Annotated in this window: 17 protein-coding genes; 7 read left to right on the top strand and 10 right to left on the bottom strand. The window is 64.9% G+C overall.

From position 1 onward, the window contains the following. Positions 1–15: 15 nt before the first annotated feature. Positions 16–1,509, bottom strand: coding sequence for a GntP family permease (locus tag ACIQC0_RS11120; RefSeq protein ID WP_400534925.1), 1,494 nt, complete (start codon positions 1,507–1,509; stop codon positions 16–18). A gap of 157 nt (positions 1,510–1,666) precedes the next feature. On the opposite strand from ACIQC0_RS11120, the gene ACIQC0_RS11115 reads away from it, so the two are divergent. Beyond that, on the top strand, positions 1,667–2,395 hold the full coding sequence (locus ACIQC0_RS11115; RefSeq protein WP_400534923.1) for a FadR/GntR family transcriptional regulator: 729 nt from the start codon (positions 1,667–1,669) through the stop codon (positions 2,393–2,395). Beyond that, positions 2,392–3,168, top strand: a complete 777-nt coding sequence (locus tag ACIQC0_RS11110; RefSeq protein ID WP_377216326.1) for an SDR family NAD(P)-dependent oxidoreductase — start codon at positions 2,392–2,394, stop codon at positions 3,166–3,168. Before ACIQC0_RS11115 ends, ACIQC0_RS11110 begins: the two co-directional genes overlap by 4 nt. Positions 3,169–3,189: 21 nt before the next feature. On the opposite strand, the gene ACIQC0_RS11105 is transcribed toward ACIQC0_RS11110, so the two are convergent. The 5 genes from ACIQC0_RS11105 to rpsF form a co-directional block, all read right to left on the bottom strand. Then, on the bottom strand, positions 3,190–3,816 hold the full coding sequence (locus tag ACIQC0_RS11105) for an FMN reductase (RefSeq protein ID WP_377216327.1): 627 nt from the start codon (positions 3,814–3,816) through the stop codon (positions 3,190–3,192). Positions 3,817–3,960: 144 nt separating this feature from the next. Continuing rightward, positions 3,961–4,413 (bottom strand): 50S ribosomal protein L9, encoded by a 453-nt coding sequence (rplI, locus tag ACIQC0_RS11100; RefSeq protein ID WP_377216328.1) that lies wholly within the window; start codon positions 4,411–4,413, stop codon positions 3,961–3,963. Positions 4,414–4,431: 18 nt separating this feature from the next. Beyond that, positions 4,432–4,671, bottom strand: a complete 240-nt coding sequence (gene rpsR / locus ACIQC0_RS11095; protein ID WP_003800144.1) for a 30S ribosomal protein S18 — start codon at positions 4,669–4,671, stop codon at positions 4,432–4,434. 128 nt (positions 4,672–4,799) lie between these two features. Beyond that, positions 4,800–5,375 carry a single-stranded DNA-binding protein gene (locus ACIQC0_RS11090; RefSeq protein ID WP_377216329.1) on the bottom strand — a complete coding sequence of 192 codons (576 nt, stop codon included), beginning with the start codon at positions 5,373–5,375 and terminating at the stop codon, positions 4,800–4,802. Between the two features lie 70 nt (positions 5,376–5,445). Continuing rightward, positions 5,446–5,751 (bottom strand): 30S ribosomal protein S6, encoded by a 306-nt coding sequence (gene rpsF / locus ACIQC0_RS11085; protein ID WP_377216330.1) that lies wholly within the window; start codon positions 5,749–5,751, stop codon positions 5,446–5,448. 487 nt (positions 5,752–6,238) lie between these two features. Here rpsF and ACIQC0_RS11080 point away from each other — a divergent pair, with 487 nt between their 5' ends. The 5 genes from ACIQC0_RS11080 (at position 6,239) to ACIQC0_RS11060 (ending at position 13,570) form a co-directional block, all read left to right on the top strand. Next, positions 6,239–8,944: an AAA family ATPase gene (locus ACIQC0_RS11080; protein ID WP_400534919.1), complete on the top strand. Its 2,706-nt coding sequence runs from the start codon at positions 6,239–6,241 to the stop codon at positions 8,942–8,944. 154 nt (positions 8,945–9,098) lie between these two features. Next, a complete protein-coding gene (locus ACIQC0_RS11075) occupies positions 9,099–10,640 on the top strand; it encodes a sugar transferase (protein ID WP_377216332.1) in 1,542 nt (513 codons plus the stop codon). A 22-nt stretch (positions 10,641–10,662) separates the two neighbouring features. After that, entirely contained in the window at positions 10,663–11,757 is a 1,095-nt protein-coding gene (locus ACIQC0_RS11070; RefSeq protein ID WP_400534917.1) for a Gfo/Idh/MocA family protein, read from the top strand. Continuing rightward, the gene (locus ACIQC0_RS11065; RefSeq protein ID WP_400534915.1) at positions 11,754–12,917 is read left to right on the top strand and encodes a DegT/DnrJ/EryC1/StrS family aminotransferase; all 1,164 of its coding nucleotides are present in this window, start codon (positions 11,754–11,756) and stop codon (positions 12,915–12,917) included. The genes ACIQC0_RS11070 and ACIQC0_RS11065 overlap by 4 nt, the downstream gene beginning before the upstream one ends. Next, entirely contained in the window at positions 12,914–13,570 is a 657-nt protein-coding gene (locus ACIQC0_RS11060) for a NeuD/PglB/VioB family sugar acetyltransferase (RefSeq protein ID WP_400534913.1), read from the top strand. Before ACIQC0_RS11065 ends, ACIQC0_RS11060 begins: the two co-directional genes overlap by 4 nt. Here ACIQC0_RS11060 and ACIQC0_RS11055 read toward each other — a convergent pair. From ACIQC0_RS11055 to ACIQC0_RS11040, 4 genes are read right to left on the bottom strand one after another with little or no spacing between them, the layout of a single operon-like run. Further along, positions 13,564–14,883, bottom strand: a complete 1,320-nt coding sequence (locus ACIQC0_RS11055) for a M18 family aminopeptidase (RefSeq protein WP_400534911.1) — start codon at positions 14,881–14,883, stop codon at positions 13,564–13,566. The two genes, ACIQC0_RS11060 and ACIQC0_RS11055, sit on opposite strands and share 7 nt — an antisense overlap. Positions 14,884–14,905: 22 nt before the next feature. Then, complete coding sequence (locus ACIQC0_RS11050; protein ID WP_377216344.1) at positions 14,906–15,736, bottom strand: ABC transporter permease; 831 nt, start codon at positions 15,734–15,736, stop codon at positions 14,906–14,908. Beyond that, entirely contained in the window at positions 15,733–16,656 is a 924-nt protein-coding gene (locus tag ACIQC0_RS11045) for an ABC transporter ATP-binding protein (protein ID WP_400534909.1), read from the bottom strand. Before ACIQC0_RS11045 ends, ACIQC0_RS11050 begins: the two co-directional genes overlap by 4 nt. After that, positions 16,653–18,167 carry a bifunctional phosphatase PAP2/diacylglycerol kinase family protein gene (locus ACIQC0_RS11040; protein ID WP_400534907.1) on the bottom strand — a complete coding sequence of 505 codons (1,515 nt, stop codon included), beginning with the start codon at positions 18,165–18,167 and terminating at the stop codon, positions 16,653–16,655. The genes ACIQC0_RS11045 and ACIQC0_RS11040 overlap by 4 nt, the downstream gene beginning before the upstream one ends. Positions 18,168–18,181: the final 14 nt, after the last annotated feature.

Genomic DNA, 18,181 nt, shown 5'->3' with positions numbered 1-18,181 from the left:
TAGTCCTGGTTTTCGCTAGCCCATCACCAGGTTCAGGATGAACAGCAGCGGAATCGAGCCTGCCCACACGGCCGTGGTGATACCGGACCAGCCGCGCAGCGCAGCGGTACCGTCCAGGCCGGTGAACCGGGTGACTACCCAGAAGTAGGAGTCGTTGAAGTAGCTCAGGATCATGGAGCCGGCGGTGCAGGCGATGGCGGCCACCAGCGGATCGATGCCGAGCGTGCCCACCAAAGGTGCGGTGACGGAGGCTGCCGTGATCATGGCCACCGTGCCGGAGCCCTGGGCCAGACGGACCAAGGTGGCCACGAGGAACGGGACCAGGAAGGCCGGCAGGGCGGTAGCAGCGATGGCCTCGGCCAGGGCGTCGCCTACGCCTGAAGTGCGCAGCACCTGGCCCAGTGCGCCGCCGGCGCCGGTAATCAGCAGGATGAGCCCCGCAGAGGCGGCAGCTTCGGAGAACCAGTGCTGGACCTTGTTGCGCGGGGTCCAGCGCGGAAGGAGGACGTAGACCGCCAGCAGCACGCCGATGGTCAGCGCGATGACGGGGTTGCCGATGAACGCGAAGGGCACTACCCAGTCGGAAGGCTCGTACTTACCGCCCACAACGCCCTGGGCGTTCTGGTCCATGGCGCCGGTGACCGTGTTCAGCACGATCAGCAGCAGCGGCACCAGGAGCGGCAGCGATGCCAGGAAGGCGCCTACGCGGTGCGGCTTGGCACCTGCCGGCCGGGTACCGAGATCAACGTCGGAATCGTCGGCGAGATCGGCTGCATGGTCCGTGCCGCCGTCGTAATCTGCGACCCCTGCCGAACCACCGCTGCGGGATCCCTCGCCCGCACCCACCAGCGCGGCGCGGCCGTAAACGGCAGTGCGCACTTCCTCACTGACGGAGGACTCCAGCTTGGGACCGATCCACTTGGCGTAGGCCACCACGATGGGCAGCAGCAGGACGGTGAAGGCCAGGCCGGTGAGGATCACTGCGCCGAGGTCGGCGCCGAGGAGGCCGGAGACGGCGAGCGGGCCGGGAGTCGGCGGCACGAGGTGGTGCGTCAGGGTCATGCCGCAGCCGAGCGCCAGGGCAAGCGTGACGTAGCCGGCACGTTTGACCCGGGCAATGGAGCGCGCCAACGGGTTCATGATGACATAGCCGGAATCGCAGAATACGGGGATGGAGACGAGGGCGCCCACCGTTCCCAAAGCCCACGGCTCCCGGCCCTTGCCGAAGAGGCGGAGGAAGGCCAAGGCCAGCGCGTTGGCGGCTCCCGAAACTTCCAGGATCTTGCCGATGGCGACGCCGAGGCCGATCACGATGCCGATGGAGGCCAGCGTGTTGCCGAAACCGGTGGTGATGGCCTTGGTGATGTCCAGGGCGGACTGGCCGGCCACCAGGCCCGTGACCAGTGAGGCGATGAGCAATGCCACGAAGGCATCGAGGCGGGTGCGCAGGACCAGGACGACGATCGTCGCGATGCCCAGGACCAGCGCAAGTAAGAGTTGTAGATCCACGTTGATTTACTCCTTGGGAAAGGACAGCCGGACGGTGTGCCCGGCCGCTCCTCGAAGGGGCCGCGACGTTTCTGCAACGAGTTGACTCCAACGAGTGACTGGTGCCACACTACTTGCACATAAGACATCTGACAAGTGCAGCGATGGAGGTGCGTGGATGAGCCGGAATACGCTGGCGGTTGCGGTGTTTGAGGACCTTCTGGAGCGGATCCTCAGCGGCGAACTCAAACCCCGCGAGCCTTTGCCGTCCGAGCCGGAGATCGCCCGGGAGGCGGACGTCAGCCGCCTGACCGTGCGGGAGGCGCTGAAGACGCTGCAGGCGCAGAACATCGTCGCGGTGCGCCGCGGCCTGGGCACATTCGTGAATCCCGTGGAAGAGTGGACCGGTCTGGAAGCCATCCTCCGGGCCGCATCCCGCGGCACTGGCGGGGACGAGGTGGCGCTGCGCCTGCTTGAGGTCCGCAGGATGGTGGAAACCGGCTCCGCGGAGCTCGCCGCCAAGAATGCCCGACCGGAACACCTGGCTGCCATGCACGAGTCCATCCGGGAGTTGGAGGACGCGCACGCGGCAGGCGACCTGGACCGCGTTACGGTGGCCGACCTCGCATTCCACGACGCGGTGCTGCGCGCCTCTGCCAACCCCTTCCTGCCGGCACTGCTGGGGCAGCTGGGAAACCTGCTCTACTCCACGCGCCGCGAAACATCCGCCTTCGTGGAGGTGCAGCGCCACGCCATCGAGCACCACCACCTGGTGCTGGCCGCGATCGAGACCCGTAAGCCGGAAACGGCGCGCAAGGCGATGGAAGACCACATCAACCAGACGTACGACGACTACGCCCGCTTCATCAATAACCAGGAACCCAACACAGGAGCTGAAACAGCATGACCGAAACGGCAACTTTCCCCGCCCAGCGCACCGCGGTACTCACCGGTGCAGCCTCAGAGCGCGGCATCGGCCGCGCCACCGCGGACCGCCTGGCCAGCGAGGGCTGGAGCATCGCCATCCTCGATATCGACGGCGAAGCTGCCGCGCAGGCGGCGAAGGACATTGCCGCACGCCACGGCGTCCAGGCCATTGGCCTCCGGACCGACGTCTCCGACGAGGCCTCCATCGATGCGGCCATTAGCCGCGTCGAGGCCGAGCTGCCGCCGATTGTAGGCCTGGCCAACATCGCAGGCATCAGCTCGCCGCGGCCGTTCATGGAGGAAACCAAGGAGGGCTGGGAGCGTGTCTTTGCCATCAACATGACCGGCACGTTCCTTGTCACCCAGCGTGTCCTCGGCGGCATGATCGACCGGAAGCTCGGGCGCGTGGTCAGCATCTCCTCCATCTCCGCCCAACGCGGCGGCGGCACCTACTCCAAGGTGGCCTACAGCTCGGCCAAGGCCGGCATCATCGGCTTTACGCGCGCACTGGCCCGCGAAATGGGCGAGCACGGCATCACCGTAAACGCCATCGCACCGGGTCCGGTGGATACCGACATCATGGGCGGCACCCTCACGGACGAGCGCAAGAAGGAAATGTCCCGCGACATCCTGGTGGGCCGGGTGGGGACCGTGGGCGAGATGGCTGCCCTGATGTCCTTCCTCATGGGCGAGGACGCCGGGTTCATCACGGCGGCCACCTACGACATCAACGGCGGCCTCCAGGTTTCCTAGCGCCCATACAGCCTGCGCCGCTTACCGGCCTCCGCTGATGCCTGCCAGGAGTTCTTCGAACGGCAGGGATTCGGCGGGGGCCTTTTTGCGATTGGGCTGCGCCCCTTCCAGGAGCCCTGAGAACTCCCCCGCGGCCCGGTCGATGCGCGCCGAAAGCAAGGAGCCGCCGTCGTCCGCGGCGCCCCAGTCCTGCGGCCCCGCGAAGACGCCCGTGGCGGCGATCCGGGCGCGCAGGTACGTGAACAGCGGCCGCATGGCGTAGTCCAGCACCATCTGGTGTCGGTCGGTGCCGCCGGTAGCGCCCAGCAGCACCGCCTTGCCGTCCAGTGCCTGGGGGTCCAAAACGTCCATGAAGGACTTGAAGAGGCCGCTGTAGGAGGCACTGAAGACCGGACTCACGGCGATAATGCCGTCGGATGCCTCGACGCCGGAGATCACCTCGGCCAGCCTCGATGCCGCGTAGCCGGTCACGAAGTTATTGGCGATGTCCACGGCAAGATCGCGCAGTTCGACCGTCTCCACCTGCACGGCGTAACCCGCTGCCGACAGCTGCCTTTCGGCTGCCGTGGCGAGCTGGTCAGCCAGCAGGCGGCTCGACGACGGGACGCCGAGGCCGGCGGACAGAACGGTGATGCGGCGGGTTTCCATGGGGCGCTCCTGGTGCTTGCTCGGGCTTATATGCATTTGCATCTACATGGAGAACCTGCGCCCCGCCGGAAGTATTCCCGGACATGAGAAAACCCCCGCCGCCGGAATCCGGCGACGGGGGTTTTCCGCGTGCAGCAGTAAGAACTACTTGCCAGCAACCACGTTGAGGTCGATCACTGCGGACACGTCCTCGTGGAGACGGACGTTGGCCTGGTAGGAACCGACCGACTTGATGTGAGCCGGCAGTTCAACCTTGCGCTTGTCGATGCGGCCGAGGCCGGCGGCCTCGACGGCGTCAGCAACGTCGGCCTGCTTGACGGTGCCGAACAGGCGGCCCGTCTCACCTGCCTTGACAACCAGCTGGACCGGCTTGGCGGAGAGTGCAGCAGCCTGCTTCTGAGCGTCTTCCAGGGAAGCGTGCTCGCGGGCGGCGCGGGCGGCCTTGATGGACTCAACCTGCTTCTCGCCACCCTTCGACCAGGTCAGGGCGAAGTTGCGGGGCAGCAGGTAGTTACGTGCGTAACCGTCCTTGACCTCGACAATGTCGCCAGCAGCACCGAGACCGGTAACTTCGTGGGTCAGAATGAGCTTTGCCATGTTAGTTAATCCCTTTCCTTAGCCGCGGCCAGCGCCGGAGTAAGGCAGCAGGGCAACTTCGCGGGCGTTCTTGATTGCCTGTGCGATCTTGCGCTGTTCCTGGACCGTAACGCCGGTGACGCGACGGGCGCGGATCTTGCCGCGGTCGGAGATGAACTTGCGCAGCAATGCTACGTCCTTGTAGTCGATGACAGTGATGTCAGCGGCCTTCAAGGGGTTGGACTTTGGTTTGGGCTTACGGAGTTCAGCCTTAGCCATCGTGGAGCTCCTATTCTAGGGAGCCCGTGGATGTTGATCCACGGGATGGTGGTGGTCCGACGGCGGCAGCCACCTTGGGTGCCTTAGGCACCCGGGCGGTCCCGGCGTCGGGCCTTAATAATGGTTTTTTAGAAGGGAGGTTCGGAGTCGGGGCCGTTGCCCCAGCCCCCGGCGTTGGAGACACCGGGCGTAGCCCAGGGATCGTCCTGGCCGGACTGCTGGCTGTTGCCGCCACCCCAGCCGCCACCGGAGTTACCGCCCTGGTTTCCACCAGGGTTGCCGCCTCCGAAGCCACCGCCGCCGTTGCCGCCACCGAAGCCGCCGCCCTGACCGCCGGAGCGCTGGGTACGGTTGACCTTGGCATTGGCGTAGCGCAGGCTCGGGCCGATTTCGTCGACCTCAAGCTCGATAACGGTGCGCTTTTCGCCTTCTTTGGTTTCGTAGGAGCGGCTCTTCAGCCGGCCGGTCACAATCACGCGCATGCCCTTGGTCAGGGATTCGGCGACGTTCTCGGCTGCTTCGCGCCAGACAGACGCACGGAGGAACAGGGTTTCCCCGTCCTTCCACTCGTTGGACTGGCGGTCAAAGGTACGCGGGGTGGAAGCAATGGTGAAGTTCGCTACTGCCGAACCGGACGGGGTGAACCGCAGTTCCGGGTCATTGGTGAGATTACCGACGACCGTGATAGTGGTTTCGCCTGCCATCTATTGCCTCCTTGGTTCCTGGTTGAAGAGTACGTTTCCTGCGGGAGTAAAGAATGAAGATGGTGCTGAACTACTCAGCAACAACCTTCTGCTCTTCGGGGCGGGTGATCTTGGTGCGCATGATGGTCTCGTTAAGAGACAGCTGGCGGTCAAGTTCCTTGGCGGTTTCCGGCGTAGCGGTGAAGTTCACCACGGCGTAGATACCTTCGGACTTCTTCTTGATGTCGTAAGCCAGGCGACGACGGCCCCAGATGTCAACCTTTTCGATGGTTCCACCATCGTTGGTGATGACGTTCAGGAACTTCTGAAGCGACGGCTCAACGGTACGCTCTTCGACCTCGGGGTCGATGATTACCATCAATTCGTAAGGACGCATATGTGAACCCACCTCCTTTGGGCTAAGCGGTTACGGCATTTCCGTAACAGGAGGTTCATTTGCGATTCCGTGCCATGGCCGGCCACCGGAACGGAGGCAGGACGCAGCACAGACTTCACTATCTTAGTCCATGTGGACCGTGTAAGGCGATTCGCGCTTGACTCGAGCCTATCTCCCATGCCGGACCCGCGTCCTGCCTGGATGCGGGTATGTGGATAACGGGGCGCAAGCCACTGACGTCGGATTCCTGGCGCCCACTGAAGCGTGCCCGGTCGCCCAAGAATCCAAGTAGTAGAGCGCCGAAAATAGAGTACTCGGGGGCCCGGAGTTCGCTGGTGCGTCATGTGTTTGCCCACTATATTGACGTGACGGCTGGGTACCGCGCTGGACGCAACGAAGCGGCCAGGAAAAAATAGGCCCGAACGGCCAGGCCAATGGCTGCAAGGGTCTTAACAACGTACGAAGACAGCATCGGTCTCCTTCTTCGATGAGTGGGGACCCTATGTCGTTGGTTGGTCGAAGCAAGGAACTGGACCGCATTCTTGCCGTGATTCGAGGGCCTCGGGATTCCGCTCTCGCCGTGGCGGGTCCGCGGGGCGCCGGAAAGTCTGCCCTGCTCGCCGAAATTCCCTCGATATGCGATTGCCGGACGGTATTCCTTGGCGCCAGTGCCTCTGAGTCCGAGTGGCCGCTGTCCGGCCTGACGGCTCTGCTCAACGGCATGGATGACCCTGTCCTGAACCGGGTTGCCGAGGAAGTTCTGAGAGATGCCACGGGCTCAATGGACGTAGCGACCGTTTCCATCATGCTCCTCAACGCAGTCCACCAGCGGTCGTCATGCCGGACGGTCATCGTGATTGATGATGCCGACCAGCTGGACCCGGGCAGCCAGGCTGTGATCGGATTTCTGGCCCGCCGCCTGGCCGGCACGGACATCGCCTTATTCGTGGGGCTCCGTACCGACGTTCCGGGCACCGCGTTCAGCGGCTTGCCGGTCCTGCAGCTCGAGGCGCTCGGCCACAACGACTTGGTCCTGATGCTGGAAGCGATCCCTGCATCCCACGCAACGCCGGCATCCGCCCATGCAGTTGCCGCAGTTGCCCAGGGGAACCCCCTTGCCGCCGTCGAGCTTTATCAGCGGCTGCTGGAACGGCAGGCGGAGGGGGAGTATGCGCTGCCCGTACCGCTGCCCGGCCAGTGCTGTTTCGAGGGGGAGTTCGCAATGCTGCTGGGCGGTCTTTCCCCCATCGCCCGCCGGGTGCTGGAGCTGCTGTCGCTTTCCTACCGAAGCGAGATCACCACGCTTGAAAAGATCTGCCCCGACGTGTGGGCGGGCGTGGAAGAGTTGCTCACCAGCGGCGTGGTGAGCCGATCCGGGTCCTGCCTTCAGATATCCAACCAACTGCTGCGGGGGCATGTTTTTGCCGCGACGCCACCGGCATCCCGGACTGCGGATCATCGCGCACTGGCCGAAGCCGCGGAAGACACAGATTCCTACGGCAGGCGGTGGCACCTCAGCTTCACCGGCCTCGAACGGCAGACAGCTTTTGGCCTCCTGCGCCACGCCATTGACCTGATTCGGGCTGGAGAAGTGCCATTCGCGCTGGAATATGTCGAACGCGCCCTGACGATCAACCCCTGGGAAGCGGAGACAGCGGCACGTCTGACAACCGTAGCCGAACTGCTGTTTAACCGTGGCCATCTCGCCTACGCCCAGCGCTACCTTGAATGGGCGCAGCGGGTCACCCGCAATCCGGCGCTGGTCCTGAGGTTGACAGGCCTGTCCTTCGAGATCGCCTTTATGCAAGGCGCTCCGGTGCGCTCCAGCATGGTACTGCGCCTCGTGAAGGAGTTCGGCCGGCACGACCCGTCCTATGCCGCCACCCTGCTGTCCCTTGCGGCCCTTTATTTCGCTGAGCGTTGGGAACTAGTGGATGCGGTTGAGCTTCTCCGCTACCCTGAATTCCAAGGCTCGGCGTCGCCTGAATGCCTGGCAATCAGCGAACGGGCAAAGCTGATTGTCGAGTCCATCAGGGGCGAATCGGGGGCGTTCGGCCGGATGCATGAACCGCCCGGAAATGCGCTGCTGCCCAGTCTCTTGGTCCAGGGTCGTGCCCTCAGCTACGCGGAGCGCTACGGCCCGGCGAACGAGGCGTTCACGATGGTTCTCAACTCCACTGAAGCGTATGGGGTCAACTGGCGGGAGACGGCCGCCCTCCTTGCAGCGGACAATGAAATCCGGGCCGGCCACGTCCGCGCCGCCGTCAATCTCATCGGAGAGATCGAACGCCGCGACGATGGGATCAAGTATCACCGCGGGCTCCGGCACGTCTTCCGGCTCTGGCGCGCCCATGCAATGGGGGACGAGGCATCGGCGCAGGTCTGCGCTGCAGACGCTCAGCGCTACATTGGCGCCGCAAGCCACCCTGCCCTCACCGCCCAATTGGCTGCCTGGCAGGGCCACTTTGCACTCCTGCGGGGTGACCTGGCCGAGGCCTTGGCCCAGTTGTCCCGGGCGACGGAGATCGGCATGGGCTTCGGCAACCCTTCGTTGTTGAGATGTGAGCCTGACTTGGTGGAGGTGCTGATCCGGCTGGGCCGGCACCGCGAGGCTACACAGACCCTCCTCCGACTGGAAAGCCGGTCAGTAGGGTTGCGCTCACCGTGGCTCATCATGGCAATAACCCGGAGCCGGGCCATGCTCGCGGACGGCGAACAGTCCCTGCAGCTCTTCACGCAAGCCCTCGAGACCAGGCCCGGCCGCGAGTCTGTACTCGAACGCGCCCGGACTCTGATGTGTTACGCGGAGCGTTTGAACGCCTTTGGACGGGTCCGGGAGGCGCGTGACGCGCTGATGCGGGCCAAGGTGATGTTCGACGAAATAGGGGCGTATGCCTGGGTCCAGCACATCGACGCGCTGTTGCTCGACGAGCGGGTGGAACCTGCCAACCCCCAGGGAAATCCAGCCCTGCTGATGCTTGCCGACCATGAACGGGCACTTGCAACGATGGTGGCGCGTGGAATGCGCAACAAAGAGATCGCGGCCACGCTTTTTGTTTCCGTCAGGACGGTCGAGGTGCGCTTGACAGCGATCTACCGCAAGCTCGGAGTTGAATCGCGGGCGCAGCTGACCGCCCTGGCGGCAAACAAACAGCAGAGCTCCCCGGAGCCCTACGCACTGCCCCTCTACTAGACGTTCGCCGGCGGCTTCGGCGGGCACCCGCATTTTCCACAATGATCCTTAAACGGACCCACAGCCTGCCTTTGGTATTGGACCCCTAATGCGGCGCTGAAGCTAAGTTTGCTTCACGGTGCCAGTGCCGGCAGACACTCGGGAAGGGGTCAGAATGACAGGCGTATCTGTGGCACGGGGCCAGCAAGAGGTCCTCCGTCGGGAGATACGGCCGGTCCAGTCTGTAGGGGCGGAAACACGACCAGCGCTAAGTCGAAAAGAATCAGCGGAATGGATCTCCACCCACATCAACCTGCTGCGCCTCACCGACTCTGTCCTGGTCGCGCTGGCGGTCCTGGCCGGCTACCTGTCTGCCGGCCCGGTGTCCTTTCCCGCTGGCCCCACGGGCACCGGAACCGGAACCACGGACATCGGGGTCGCTGCCAGCGCCGGAGTTGCCCTGCTGTGGATGGCAGCCCTTGGGGTCCACCGCACCCGGGACTCGAAGGTGCTCGGTGTCGGCGCGCACGAGTACAAGCTCGTCGGCACCGCGACATTCCGGACATTTGCAGCCGTGGCCATTGCCTCGGTCGTTTTTTCCGTTGAGGGCGGAGCAGCGCTCATCACGGTTTCTCTTCCACTGGGCATCTGCGCTCTCACTGCGAACCGCTGGGTCTTCCGGCGGAGGCTCGCTTTGGAAAAGGCCAAGGGCCACCACCTCTCACGGGCCATCGTGGTAGGCGAACCTGAAGACGTCCGCTATGTCGTCCACCAGATCGAGAAGAAGTCCGGCGTGGTGTATGAGGTGCTCGGTGTATGCCTCCCCGGGGCACGCCGGGGGGCGAAGTTCCGAGTTGACGATCATCACGTGTCAGTTCTGTCATCTACCGACGACATCGCCCGGACGGCAGGCCTGGTTCAGGCTGACGCAGTTATCGTCGCCGGACCGCTGCCGGGCGGGAATAGCTTTATCCGCGAACTGGGCTGGAAGTTGGAAGAATGCGCGGCGGAAATGGTTCTGGCGGCCACTCTCACCAACGTGGCGGGCCCTCGCATCCACTGGCGGCCGGTGGAAGGCCTGCCGCTTATGCACGTGGACATACCGCAGTATTCGGGTGCGAAGCACAGCCTGAAAAGGGTCATGGACATAGCCACGGCGGGCTGTGCTCTAGTGGCTTTGGCTCCCTTGTTCCTGGTCCTGGCCGTCATTGTCCGGTTGGACAGCCCGGGCCCCGTCATTTTCCGGCAGGACCGCGTGGGAAAGAACGGCAGGACGTTCAGGATGTTCAAGTTTCGGTCCATGGTCGCTGATGCGGAAGCCCTCAAGCCCGGTCTGGAGAAGGAAAACGAAGGAGCAGGAGTCCTGTTCAAAATGCATCACGATCCACGGATTACCCGTTGCGGGCGGTGGATGCGAAAGTACTCGCTGGACGAACTGCCGCAGCTGTGGAACGTCGTCATGGGCGACATGAGCATGGTTGGTCCGCGTCCTCCGCTCGCCAGCGAAGTCGAAGGCTACGGGCGGCACGCTCTTCGCCGTCTATTGATCAAGCCCGGCCTCACGGGGCTGTGGCAGATCAATGGCCGCTCGGACTTGGACTGGGACGAAGCCGTACGCCTGGACCTTTACTACGTGGAAAACTGGTCGATCGCCGGTGACCTGCTGATCGTCTGGCGAACGTTCCGCGTGATACTCCGGCCCGCCGGCGCCTACTGACCAAGGAGCAGGAGGACGAACGATGAATGCGGACGCTGAAAAGTCCATCGGGAGGGCCGACGAAGCCGGCAGACTGGGCATCGCCGTCATCGGAGCGGGTGTGCGGGGAAGCAGGCTTGCCCGCACGCTGCAGGAAAGCCGCGACTGGAACCTGGCCGCCATCTGCGATCCGGATGCCATGCGGGCCGCAGAGCTTTCCAGGAAGCTTGGCGGCGCCCCGCACTTCGGAACCATCGACGAAGCCTTGGACTGCGTGCCGCTGGACACGGTTGCGGTTGCCACACCGCTTCGTTTCGTCCACGGAACGGCAATGACAGCCCTGCGGGCCGGTAAGCATGCCTTGGTTGAAAGGCCACTGGCAGACAGCCTGGAACGCGGCCTGGAACTGGTTGCAGAAGCACAGTCCAACAGCGTCGTCCTCATGGCCAACCATGCCCATTCCTTTACCCCTGCGGTCCAACACCTGAGAACGCTCACCCTTAGCGGCTCACTTGGGGAACTCCTGTTCGTCGATGTCGTACGGACAGGGACACTTCCCGACCCCGCACAACGGGACGTGTTTTGGGACTTGGCGCCGGAAAGCCTGGCCATCCTGGATCGTGTGCTTCCCGAGGGCTTGAATTCCCGGGAAGTCTCGGCATTTGGAGGAGATCCTCTGGGAACGGGCCGTGACTGCGTGGGCCACATCAATTTCAGGCTTGGCAATGACGCCCTGGCCCATTTGTATGTGAATAGGCTGAGTTGCGTTATAAGGCACCAGGTGGTCATCGCAGGTTCCCGGCTGACTGTTTTGTGGGATGGCATGCGGCCCGGGAACCAGCTCTCCGTGGTCGCCTCGAAGCCGGGGTGGGATACTGGCACGCTTCCCGGTCACTGGCGTGAATCCCGGCAGCCCTGGAATACGGAATCATTTCCTGCCGCGATCCATGGCCAGGAGACCCATCTCGTAGCCGAATTCGCCCGGCGTATTCGCGAAGCGGACGGACTCGCATCACCTGACGCGTCAGCACTGCGCGTGCTCGCCATGCTCGACGCGGTGGCAGTCAGCTGCAGCAGGGAGGGCATGGCGTCGCCTGTTCGACCGCCGGTCGCTGCCGGAAAGGCCGTGAAGCCATGAGGGTGGAAACAGCACTCGCCCGCATCGACGTGACGAAACCCTGGCTCGGACATGAAGAGAGCCTTGCCCTTGCTTCCGTCATCGCCTCGGGGCGCCTCAGCCAGGGCCCCCGGGTAAGAGAGTTCGAAGACGCTTTCGCGGGGGCACAGGAGGCCCGCCACGCAGTCGCCACTTCGAGCTGCACCGCCGCCCTGCACTTGGCGCTGCTAATCGCCGGCGTTGGCCGAGGGGATCACGTTGTGGTGCCTTCCCTCTCCTTTATCGCCGCGGCAAATGCGGTGACCTACGTGGGGGCCCGCCCAATCTTCTGCGACGTTGATCCTGCCACCGGCAATGTGACGGCTGAAACCATTCATGCCGCAATCACAATCGATACACGCGCGGTCATCGTGGCGGACCACGCTGGAGTCCCGGCTGACCTCGAGCAGATCCGCCTGCTGTGCGACAAGCACGAAATAACCGTCATTGAAGACGCAGCCTGCGCGGCAGGCTCCAAGTATCGGAACCGGCCGGTCGGAACCGGCTCCGAAGTAGCCGTCTGGTCTTTTCATCGCACCAGCATCCTTACAACAGGTGAAGGCGGAATGCTCACCACGAACCGGGCGGACTGGGCAGCCCGGGCACGCATGCTGCGCGAACATGCAATCAGCGTTCCAGACCCTTCCCGTGACGCCTTCCTCTCTCCCCGGAAGGTTTGCGTGGAGGTCGGGTATGACTACCGGATGACAGACCTTCAGGCGGCCGTTGGGACTGTCCAGCTCAAACGACTCCCGGAGATGGTGGACCGGCGACGGACAATTGCGGCGGCTTACTCAAGAGCCCTCGAGAACCTCAAGTTCCTCCGACTGGTGGCCGACCCACCCTACGGCACCACTAATTTCCAGACACTGTGGCTAGAACTTCTGCCCGGCTTCCCTGCCAGCAGGGAGCGCCTGTTGTCGAAGCTTGCCGATGCCGGCATATCGGCACGGCGCGGCTCCCCTGCCTGCCATCGGCAGCCTGCCTTCCGGTGGCGGAGTACTGATAACGTCAGGCTCCCACACACCCAACGGCTCAGCGAGCACACCGTGGCCCTGCCGATGTTCCACGAGCTTGACTCCGCCAGTATCAACCGCGTGGTCAACGTCATCCGAAACGCAGCGACGCCGGTGACGCCATGAGTGAACTGATCCTGATCTCAGCGAGCGGACTGGCCCGGGAGGTGCTCGCCATGGTGCGGAGCAGTGGACAGTACGACATTGTGGGGCTGCTGGACGACGACAAGGAATTGGCCGGCGTGACGGTGGACGGGGCACCGGTCCTGGGCGGCATTGACGATGCGGTCAAATTCATTCATGCCTTCCTGCTCGTGTGCATGAGTTCCGGCCGGAGAAGGCAGGCTGTAGTCGAGCGGCTCGCCCGGCTGGGACTCCAGGAATCCCGGTATGCGACGGCGATTGACCCCTCTGTCCAATACCCGGAGGGATGCCGTGTAGGGCGGGGCAGCATCCTCCTCCGCAACGTAACCCTCACCGCAGGTGTGACGCTGGGCGCCCATGTTGTCGCGATGCCGTCGGTGACCTTTTCGCATGATGACGACGTAGCGGATTTTGCAACCTTCGCCGCCGGCGTTTCGTTGGGCGGCGGCGTCCGGATAGGCCGTGCCGCCTGTCTGGGCATGCATTCCAGTGTGCGTGACCGCACGTCCGTGGGCGATTACGCCTCGGTGGGGATGGGGGCCGCCGTTCTAAGCAACGTGCCGGACGGCGAAACGTGGGTGGGCGTTCCAGCCCACGAAAACGACGTACAGGTTTTCGCGCAGGACAATCACTGAGGAGGGACCGCGGCCGTCCGGAAGAACAGCTCCGCCACTGCCGCCAGGTGCGCCGGGTCCTCCACCCCGCACATCTCGCGCGCCGAGTGCATGGACAGCAGCGGGATGCCCACGTCCACCGTCCGGATCCCCAGGCGCGTGGCGGTGAGCGGGCCAATGGTGGACCCGCACGGCATCACGTTGTTGGACACGAACTCCTGGTACGGCACGCCGGACTCCGCGCACAGCCGCGCCCAGAACGCGGCACCCGGGGCATCCGTGGCGTACCGCTGGTTGGCGTTGATCTTCAGCAGCGGGCCGCCGTTGAGAACCGGGTGGTTGGCGGGGTCGTGCCGCTCGGGATAGTTCGGGTGCACGGCATGGCCGGCGTCCGCGGAAACACAGAACGACGCCGACATCGCCTGCCGCCGCTGGCCCGCCGTCGCGTCGAGGCCGTCGGAGATGCGCACCAGGACGTCCTCGAGGAATGGACCGCATGCGCCGGAACGCGAGTTGGAACCGATTTCCTCATGGTCGAACGCTGCCAGCACCGCGATCGGGGCGCCCGGGGAAAGAAGCAGTGACGCCGCGTGCGCGATCAGCGCCGCCAGCCCGGCGTGCGTGGAGGAAAGGTTGTCCAGGCGCCCTGACGCGAAGAACTCCCCCTCACCCCCGAAAACCGCAGGTGCCTGCGTGTCCGCCATGACGACGTCGTACCCTCCGATGTCCGCCGGATCCACCGCGGCATCCTGCACGTGCGAGGCGAGCACTGCCAGGACGTCCGCCGAACCGGGGTTGCCCAGTCCCCATACCGGATTCATGTGCCGCTGCTTGTCCAGCACGAGGCCCTCGTTGGCGGCCCGGTCCAGGTGGATCGCCAGCTGGGGGAAGCGGAGCATGGGGCCGGTGGCGGTCAGGTGCTCGGTGCCGTCGCGCAGCACGAGCCGGCCGGCCAGCTGCAGCTCCCGGTCCAGCCATGAGTTCAGGAGCGGCCCGCCGTACACCTCCACCCCCGCCTGCAGCCAGCCGAACGCGCCCATGGTGGGCTTCGGCTTGAGTTTGAAGGACGGCGAATCGGTGTGCGCGCCCAGGATGTTGAACCCCGTGGTGGGCCCGGCACCCTGCGGCACCACCCACGCCACCAGCGCGCCGTCGCGGACCACGAAGAAGGATCCCTCTCCTGCCTCCCACGGCTCCAGCTCGTCGAGCCGGGTGAACCCGGCGTCAGTGAGACGCCTGGCCGCCTCGTGAACGGCGTGAAAGCTCGACGGCGACGCGCTGACATACGCGCCGAGGTCCTGGATGTGGGCGGCAGCTGAGCGGTGGTTGGGCATGGTGACGAGTCTAGCCAGCCGCCTACACGTCCCGGCGTTTAAGCAGCACCGCGGCGAGCACCAGCGGAACCACGACCCACGCGCCCAGAACCAGTCCGGCCTGCCATGCCTCGAGGGTCTCCGGCACATGCTCCACGGCCGTCAACGGTTCAACCGTGTTGCCTGGCAGATACTTGCGGGTCTCCTCGAAGAACTCGCCGGGGATCAGCTGGAAGGCAATGGGTGCCACGAAGAAGAGTCCCACCAGGGTCATGATGCCGCCGGCGGAGTTCCTGAGCAACGTGCCCAGCGCCAGGCCGATCGCTGCAACAGCCGCAACGTAGACGCTGCTCACCAGAAGGAGCTTCAGGGACTGGGAACTGCCCAGGTCCAGCTTGAGCCCATAGTTGTCCAGAATGGGCACGGCCACCAGGCCGGCCACCCAGGTGGAAGCAGCGGTGACGGCGAAGGACGTCACTGTAACGACCACCAGTTTGGCCGCGAACGCGGGAAGGCGCTTCGGCACCGCGGAAAACGTGGAACGGGCCATGCCGGTGGAGAACTCCGAGCTCATGAGGAGCACGCCCAGGGACCCAAGGATCAGCTGGGCAAAGGCGATCCCTGAAGTGGGCACGCTGACTGCCAGATCGCCGCCCTGGGCCGCCAGCCGGGCCGCTGCCTGCGGGTCCCTCGTGGCCGCATCGGCGAACTGGCCCGTGCCCCAGGCGGACAGTGCGCCGAAGCCCACCATCACCGCCGCCGTGGAAGCGATCAGGACCAGCGTGGAAAGAAGGGTGCGGAACTTGATTCCTTCAGACCTCAGCACGCGGAGGAAGCTCGGGCCGGTCATGGCCCGGTCAGTGGTAGTGCTCATTTGCTCACCTCCGCAGCGGGCAGGGAGTGGTATTCGACGTCGTCCTTGGTCAGTTCCATGTAGGCCTCCTCGAGGCTGGCGACCAGCGGCGTGAGCTCGTAGACCATGACCTGGTGCGCCAGTGCTGCGGCGGCGATGGCTCGCGGATCCAGCCCCGTGACCTCGAGCAGCTCGCGCTCCGGCGACTCAACCGCGGCACCTTCGGCAGTGAGCAGCGGCGCCAGCCGTTCCGGCTCCTCGGTCCGCACCCGGACCCGCGCCTGGCCTTTGCCGCTAATGATGTCGCGGATGGGGGCATCGGCAATCACCCGGCCGCGGCCGATCACAATCAGGTGGTCCGCCGTCTGCGCCATCTCACTCATCAGGTGGCTCGAGAGGAACACCGTGCGCCCCTGCCCGGCCAGGTAGCGCACCAGGTTACGGACCCACACCACTCCCTCGGGGTCCAGGCCGTTCACCGGCTCATCCAGGATCAGCACCTGCGGGTCGCCGAGCAGGGCTCCGGCAATACCGAGGCGCTGCCCCATGCCCAGGGAGAATCCGCCGGCTTTCTTCCGCGCCACCGCCTCCAATCCAGTCATCTCTATCACTTCGTGCACCCGGGCCTTGGGAATCCCATGCGTGGCGGCCATGGCCAGCAGGTGGTTGTAGGCGCTGCGGCTGGTATGAACCGCCTTGGCGTCCAGCAGCGCACCCACCTCACGCAGCGGCGCCTTGTGCCGGGCGTAGGGCACGCCATTGACGGTCACGCTGCCCGACGTCGGCCGGTCCAGCCCCATAATCATCCGCATGGTGGTGGATTTTCCGGCGCCGTTCGGGCCCAGGAAGCCCGTCACCCGACCCGGTTCCACTGTGAAATTCGCTCCGGCCACGGCGGTCTTGCTGCCGTACACCTTCGTCAGGTCCTGAGCCTCAATCATGGTTGGTTTCCTTTCAACGGCCGCGGCGAGTAGTAGATGAGCGATCTCGGCGTCACGCGGTACCGGACCCTCCGCACGCCGGCCAAAGCCTCACCGTCTACGGCCAGCGCCATGGGTGCCCCGCCAGCGTCGATCTCCACCTCGGTGGCCTCCCGCAGATGGGTGATGCGCGACGTTGACACAGTCCCCGTCACGACGGACCACAGCAGCCGGATCCGGGCAAAGCGTTCATCGGCGGTGATAAGCCGGACATCCAGGACACCGTCGTCAAGGACCGGGCGGAGCAGTGGCGCATGGTCCCGCGGATAGTAGCGGCCCCGCCCCAGGTAGGCGATCCACACCCGGTGCCGGACGCCATCCACCGCGAGGGTCACCGGCGTACCCGCCGCGTAGGTACGGAACATGGCCACGACGCCTGCCAGCGGCTTGCCCAGCGCCGGTGTCAGCTGCTCGCGGCGCCTGACGAAGTTGGGGTATAGCCCGATGCTGGAGGTGTTCAGCATCAGCAGGTGCGACGTTTCGGGCTCGTCCGGAAGTCCCCTCTCCACCTCTACGAGGCCGGTATCCGACAACGCCGCCTCGCCATTATTAGCGGCCAGCACTGCCTCCTTGAGGCTCCCGGTTCCGGCGTCGCGGGCAAAATGGTTGAGCGTGCCGCCCGGCAGCACCAGCAGGGGAAGGGAATGTTCGACGGCGGCCGCAGCGGCAGCGCCCACCGTCCCGTCACCGCCCCACACGCCCAACGCTTTTGTACCAGGGTGGTTCAGCGTCTCTTCGATTTCCTGGCGGAGATCCGCCTCCGGCTGGACGGCATTTATATACGCTTTGGGGAATACCTCCCGCAGAGCATCCGCAGTTTCCTCTTTGAACGATCCGCCTAAGGTGTTCACCACAATGCTGAGGCCTTCACCGCCGGGCAGTTCCGCGGCGTCAGTCCAGGCCCGTGCTGTATCCGGGATCGGAGGCCTAACCGGCCACCATTTACGGGTCACCAGCGCCGCCCCGGCGCCGAGCGCAGATCCAAACACGACGTCGGAGGGCCAGTGCGCGCCTGTATGCACGCGGGAGTAGGCAACGCCGGCAGCAACGGGGGCTAGAACGGCCCCCAGTGCCGGGTGGATCAGGCCCGCGCCGGTAGCAAAGGCCACTGCCGAGGCTGAGTGCCCCGAGGGCATGGAGGAGCTCGTGGGCTGAGGGTGGACGAAGCGGAAGACCGGGAGGTGCTCTGGCAGCGGACGTGCCCGGGGAAGAAGGGTCTTGAAGCCCATGTTGGTGACCGCCGATGCCACAGCCTGTGCGATCAGCCCATGGAGCGCCGCGCGGCGGGGCTTCCCCGGGAAGGCGGCCATGACGGCGGCCGCCCCCATCCACAGCTTTCCATGATTGGCTGCGGCCGAGAGCCTGCGGAAGAAGTCGTCGTGCCCGCCGCCGGGGAAACGGGAAACATGCCGTACCAGATATTTATCCATCCGACCGATCCAGCGATGGCTGCGGCGCCAGGTGCTCTGCATGCGATCACCCTACT

The organism is Pseudarthrobacter sp. NPDC092419, assembly GCF_044755045.1.
Classification (GTDB): Bacteria; Actinomycetota; Actinomycetes; order Actinomycetales; family Micrococcaceae; genus Arthrobacter.
The sequence above is the reverse complement of the archived record's forward strand: the minus strand, read 5'-3'. Positions and strand labels throughout refer to the sequence as shown.

Excerpts from the sequence above, each read along its gene's own strand:
- ACIQC0_RS11115 (WP_400534923.1), top strand. The coding sequence starts at position 1,667 with ATGAGCCGGAATACGCTGGCGGTTGCGGTGTTTGAGGACCTTCTGGAG.
- ACIQC0_RS11110 (WP_377216326.1), top strand. The coding sequence starts at position 2,392 with ATGACCGAAACGGCAACTTTCCCCGCCCAGCGCACCGCGGTACTCACC.
- ACIQC0_RS11105 (WP_377216327.1), bottom strand. The coding sequence starts at position 3,816 with ATGGAAACCCGCCGCATCACCGTTCTGTCCGCCGGCCTCGGCGTCCCG.
- rplI (WP_377216328.1), bottom strand. The coding sequence starts at position 4,413 with ATGGCAAAGCTCATTCTGACCCACGAAGTTACCGGTCTCGGTGCTGCT.
- rpsR (WP_003800144.1), bottom strand. The coding sequence starts at position 4,671 with ATGGCTAAGGCTGAACTCCGTAAGCCCAAACCAAAGTCCAACCCCTTG.
- ACIQC0_RS11090 (WP_377216329.1), bottom strand. The coding sequence starts at position 5,375 with ATGGCAGGCGAAACCACTATCACGGTCGTCGGTAATCTCACCAATGAC.
- rpsF (WP_377216330.1), bottom strand. The coding sequence starts at position 5,751 with ATGCGTCCTTACGAATTGATGGTAATCATCGACCCCGAGGTCGAAGAG.
- ACIQC0_RS11080 (WP_400534919.1), top strand. The coding sequence starts at position 6,239 with ATGAGTGGGGACCCTATGTCGTTGGTTGGTCGAAGCAAGGAACTGGAC.
- ACIQC0_RS11075 (WP_377216332.1), top strand. The coding sequence starts at position 9,099 with ATGACAGGCGTATCTGTGGCACGGGGCCAGCAAGAGGTCCTCCGTCGG.
- ACIQC0_RS11070 (WP_400534917.1), top strand. The coding sequence starts at position 10,663 with ATGAATGCGGACGCTGAAAAGTCCATCGGGAGGGCCGACGAAGCCGGC.
- ACIQC0_RS11065 (WP_400534915.1), top strand. The coding sequence starts at position 11,754 with ATGAGGGTGGAAACAGCACTCGCCCGCATCGACGTGACGAAACCCTGG.
- ACIQC0_RS11060 (WP_400534913.1), top strand. The coding sequence starts at position 12,914 with ATGAGTGAACTGATCCTGATCTCAGCGAGCGGACTGGCCCGGGAGGTG.
- ACIQC0_RS11055 (WP_400534911.1), bottom strand. The coding sequence starts at position 14,883 with ATGCCCAACCACCGCTCAGCTGCCGCCCACATCCAGGACCTCGGCGCG.
- ACIQC0_RS11050 (WP_377216344.1), bottom strand. The coding sequence starts at position 15,736 with ATGAGCACTACCACTGACCGGGCCATGACCGGCCCGAGCTTCCTCCGC.
- ACIQC0_RS11045 (WP_400534909.1), bottom strand. The coding sequence starts at position 16,656 with ATGATTGAGGCTCAGGACCTGACGAAGGTGTACGGCAGCAAGACCGCC.
- ACIQC0_RS11040 (WP_400534907.1), bottom strand. The coding sequence starts at position 18,167 with ATGCAGAGCACCTGGCGCCGCAGCCATCGCTGGATCGGTCGGATGGAT.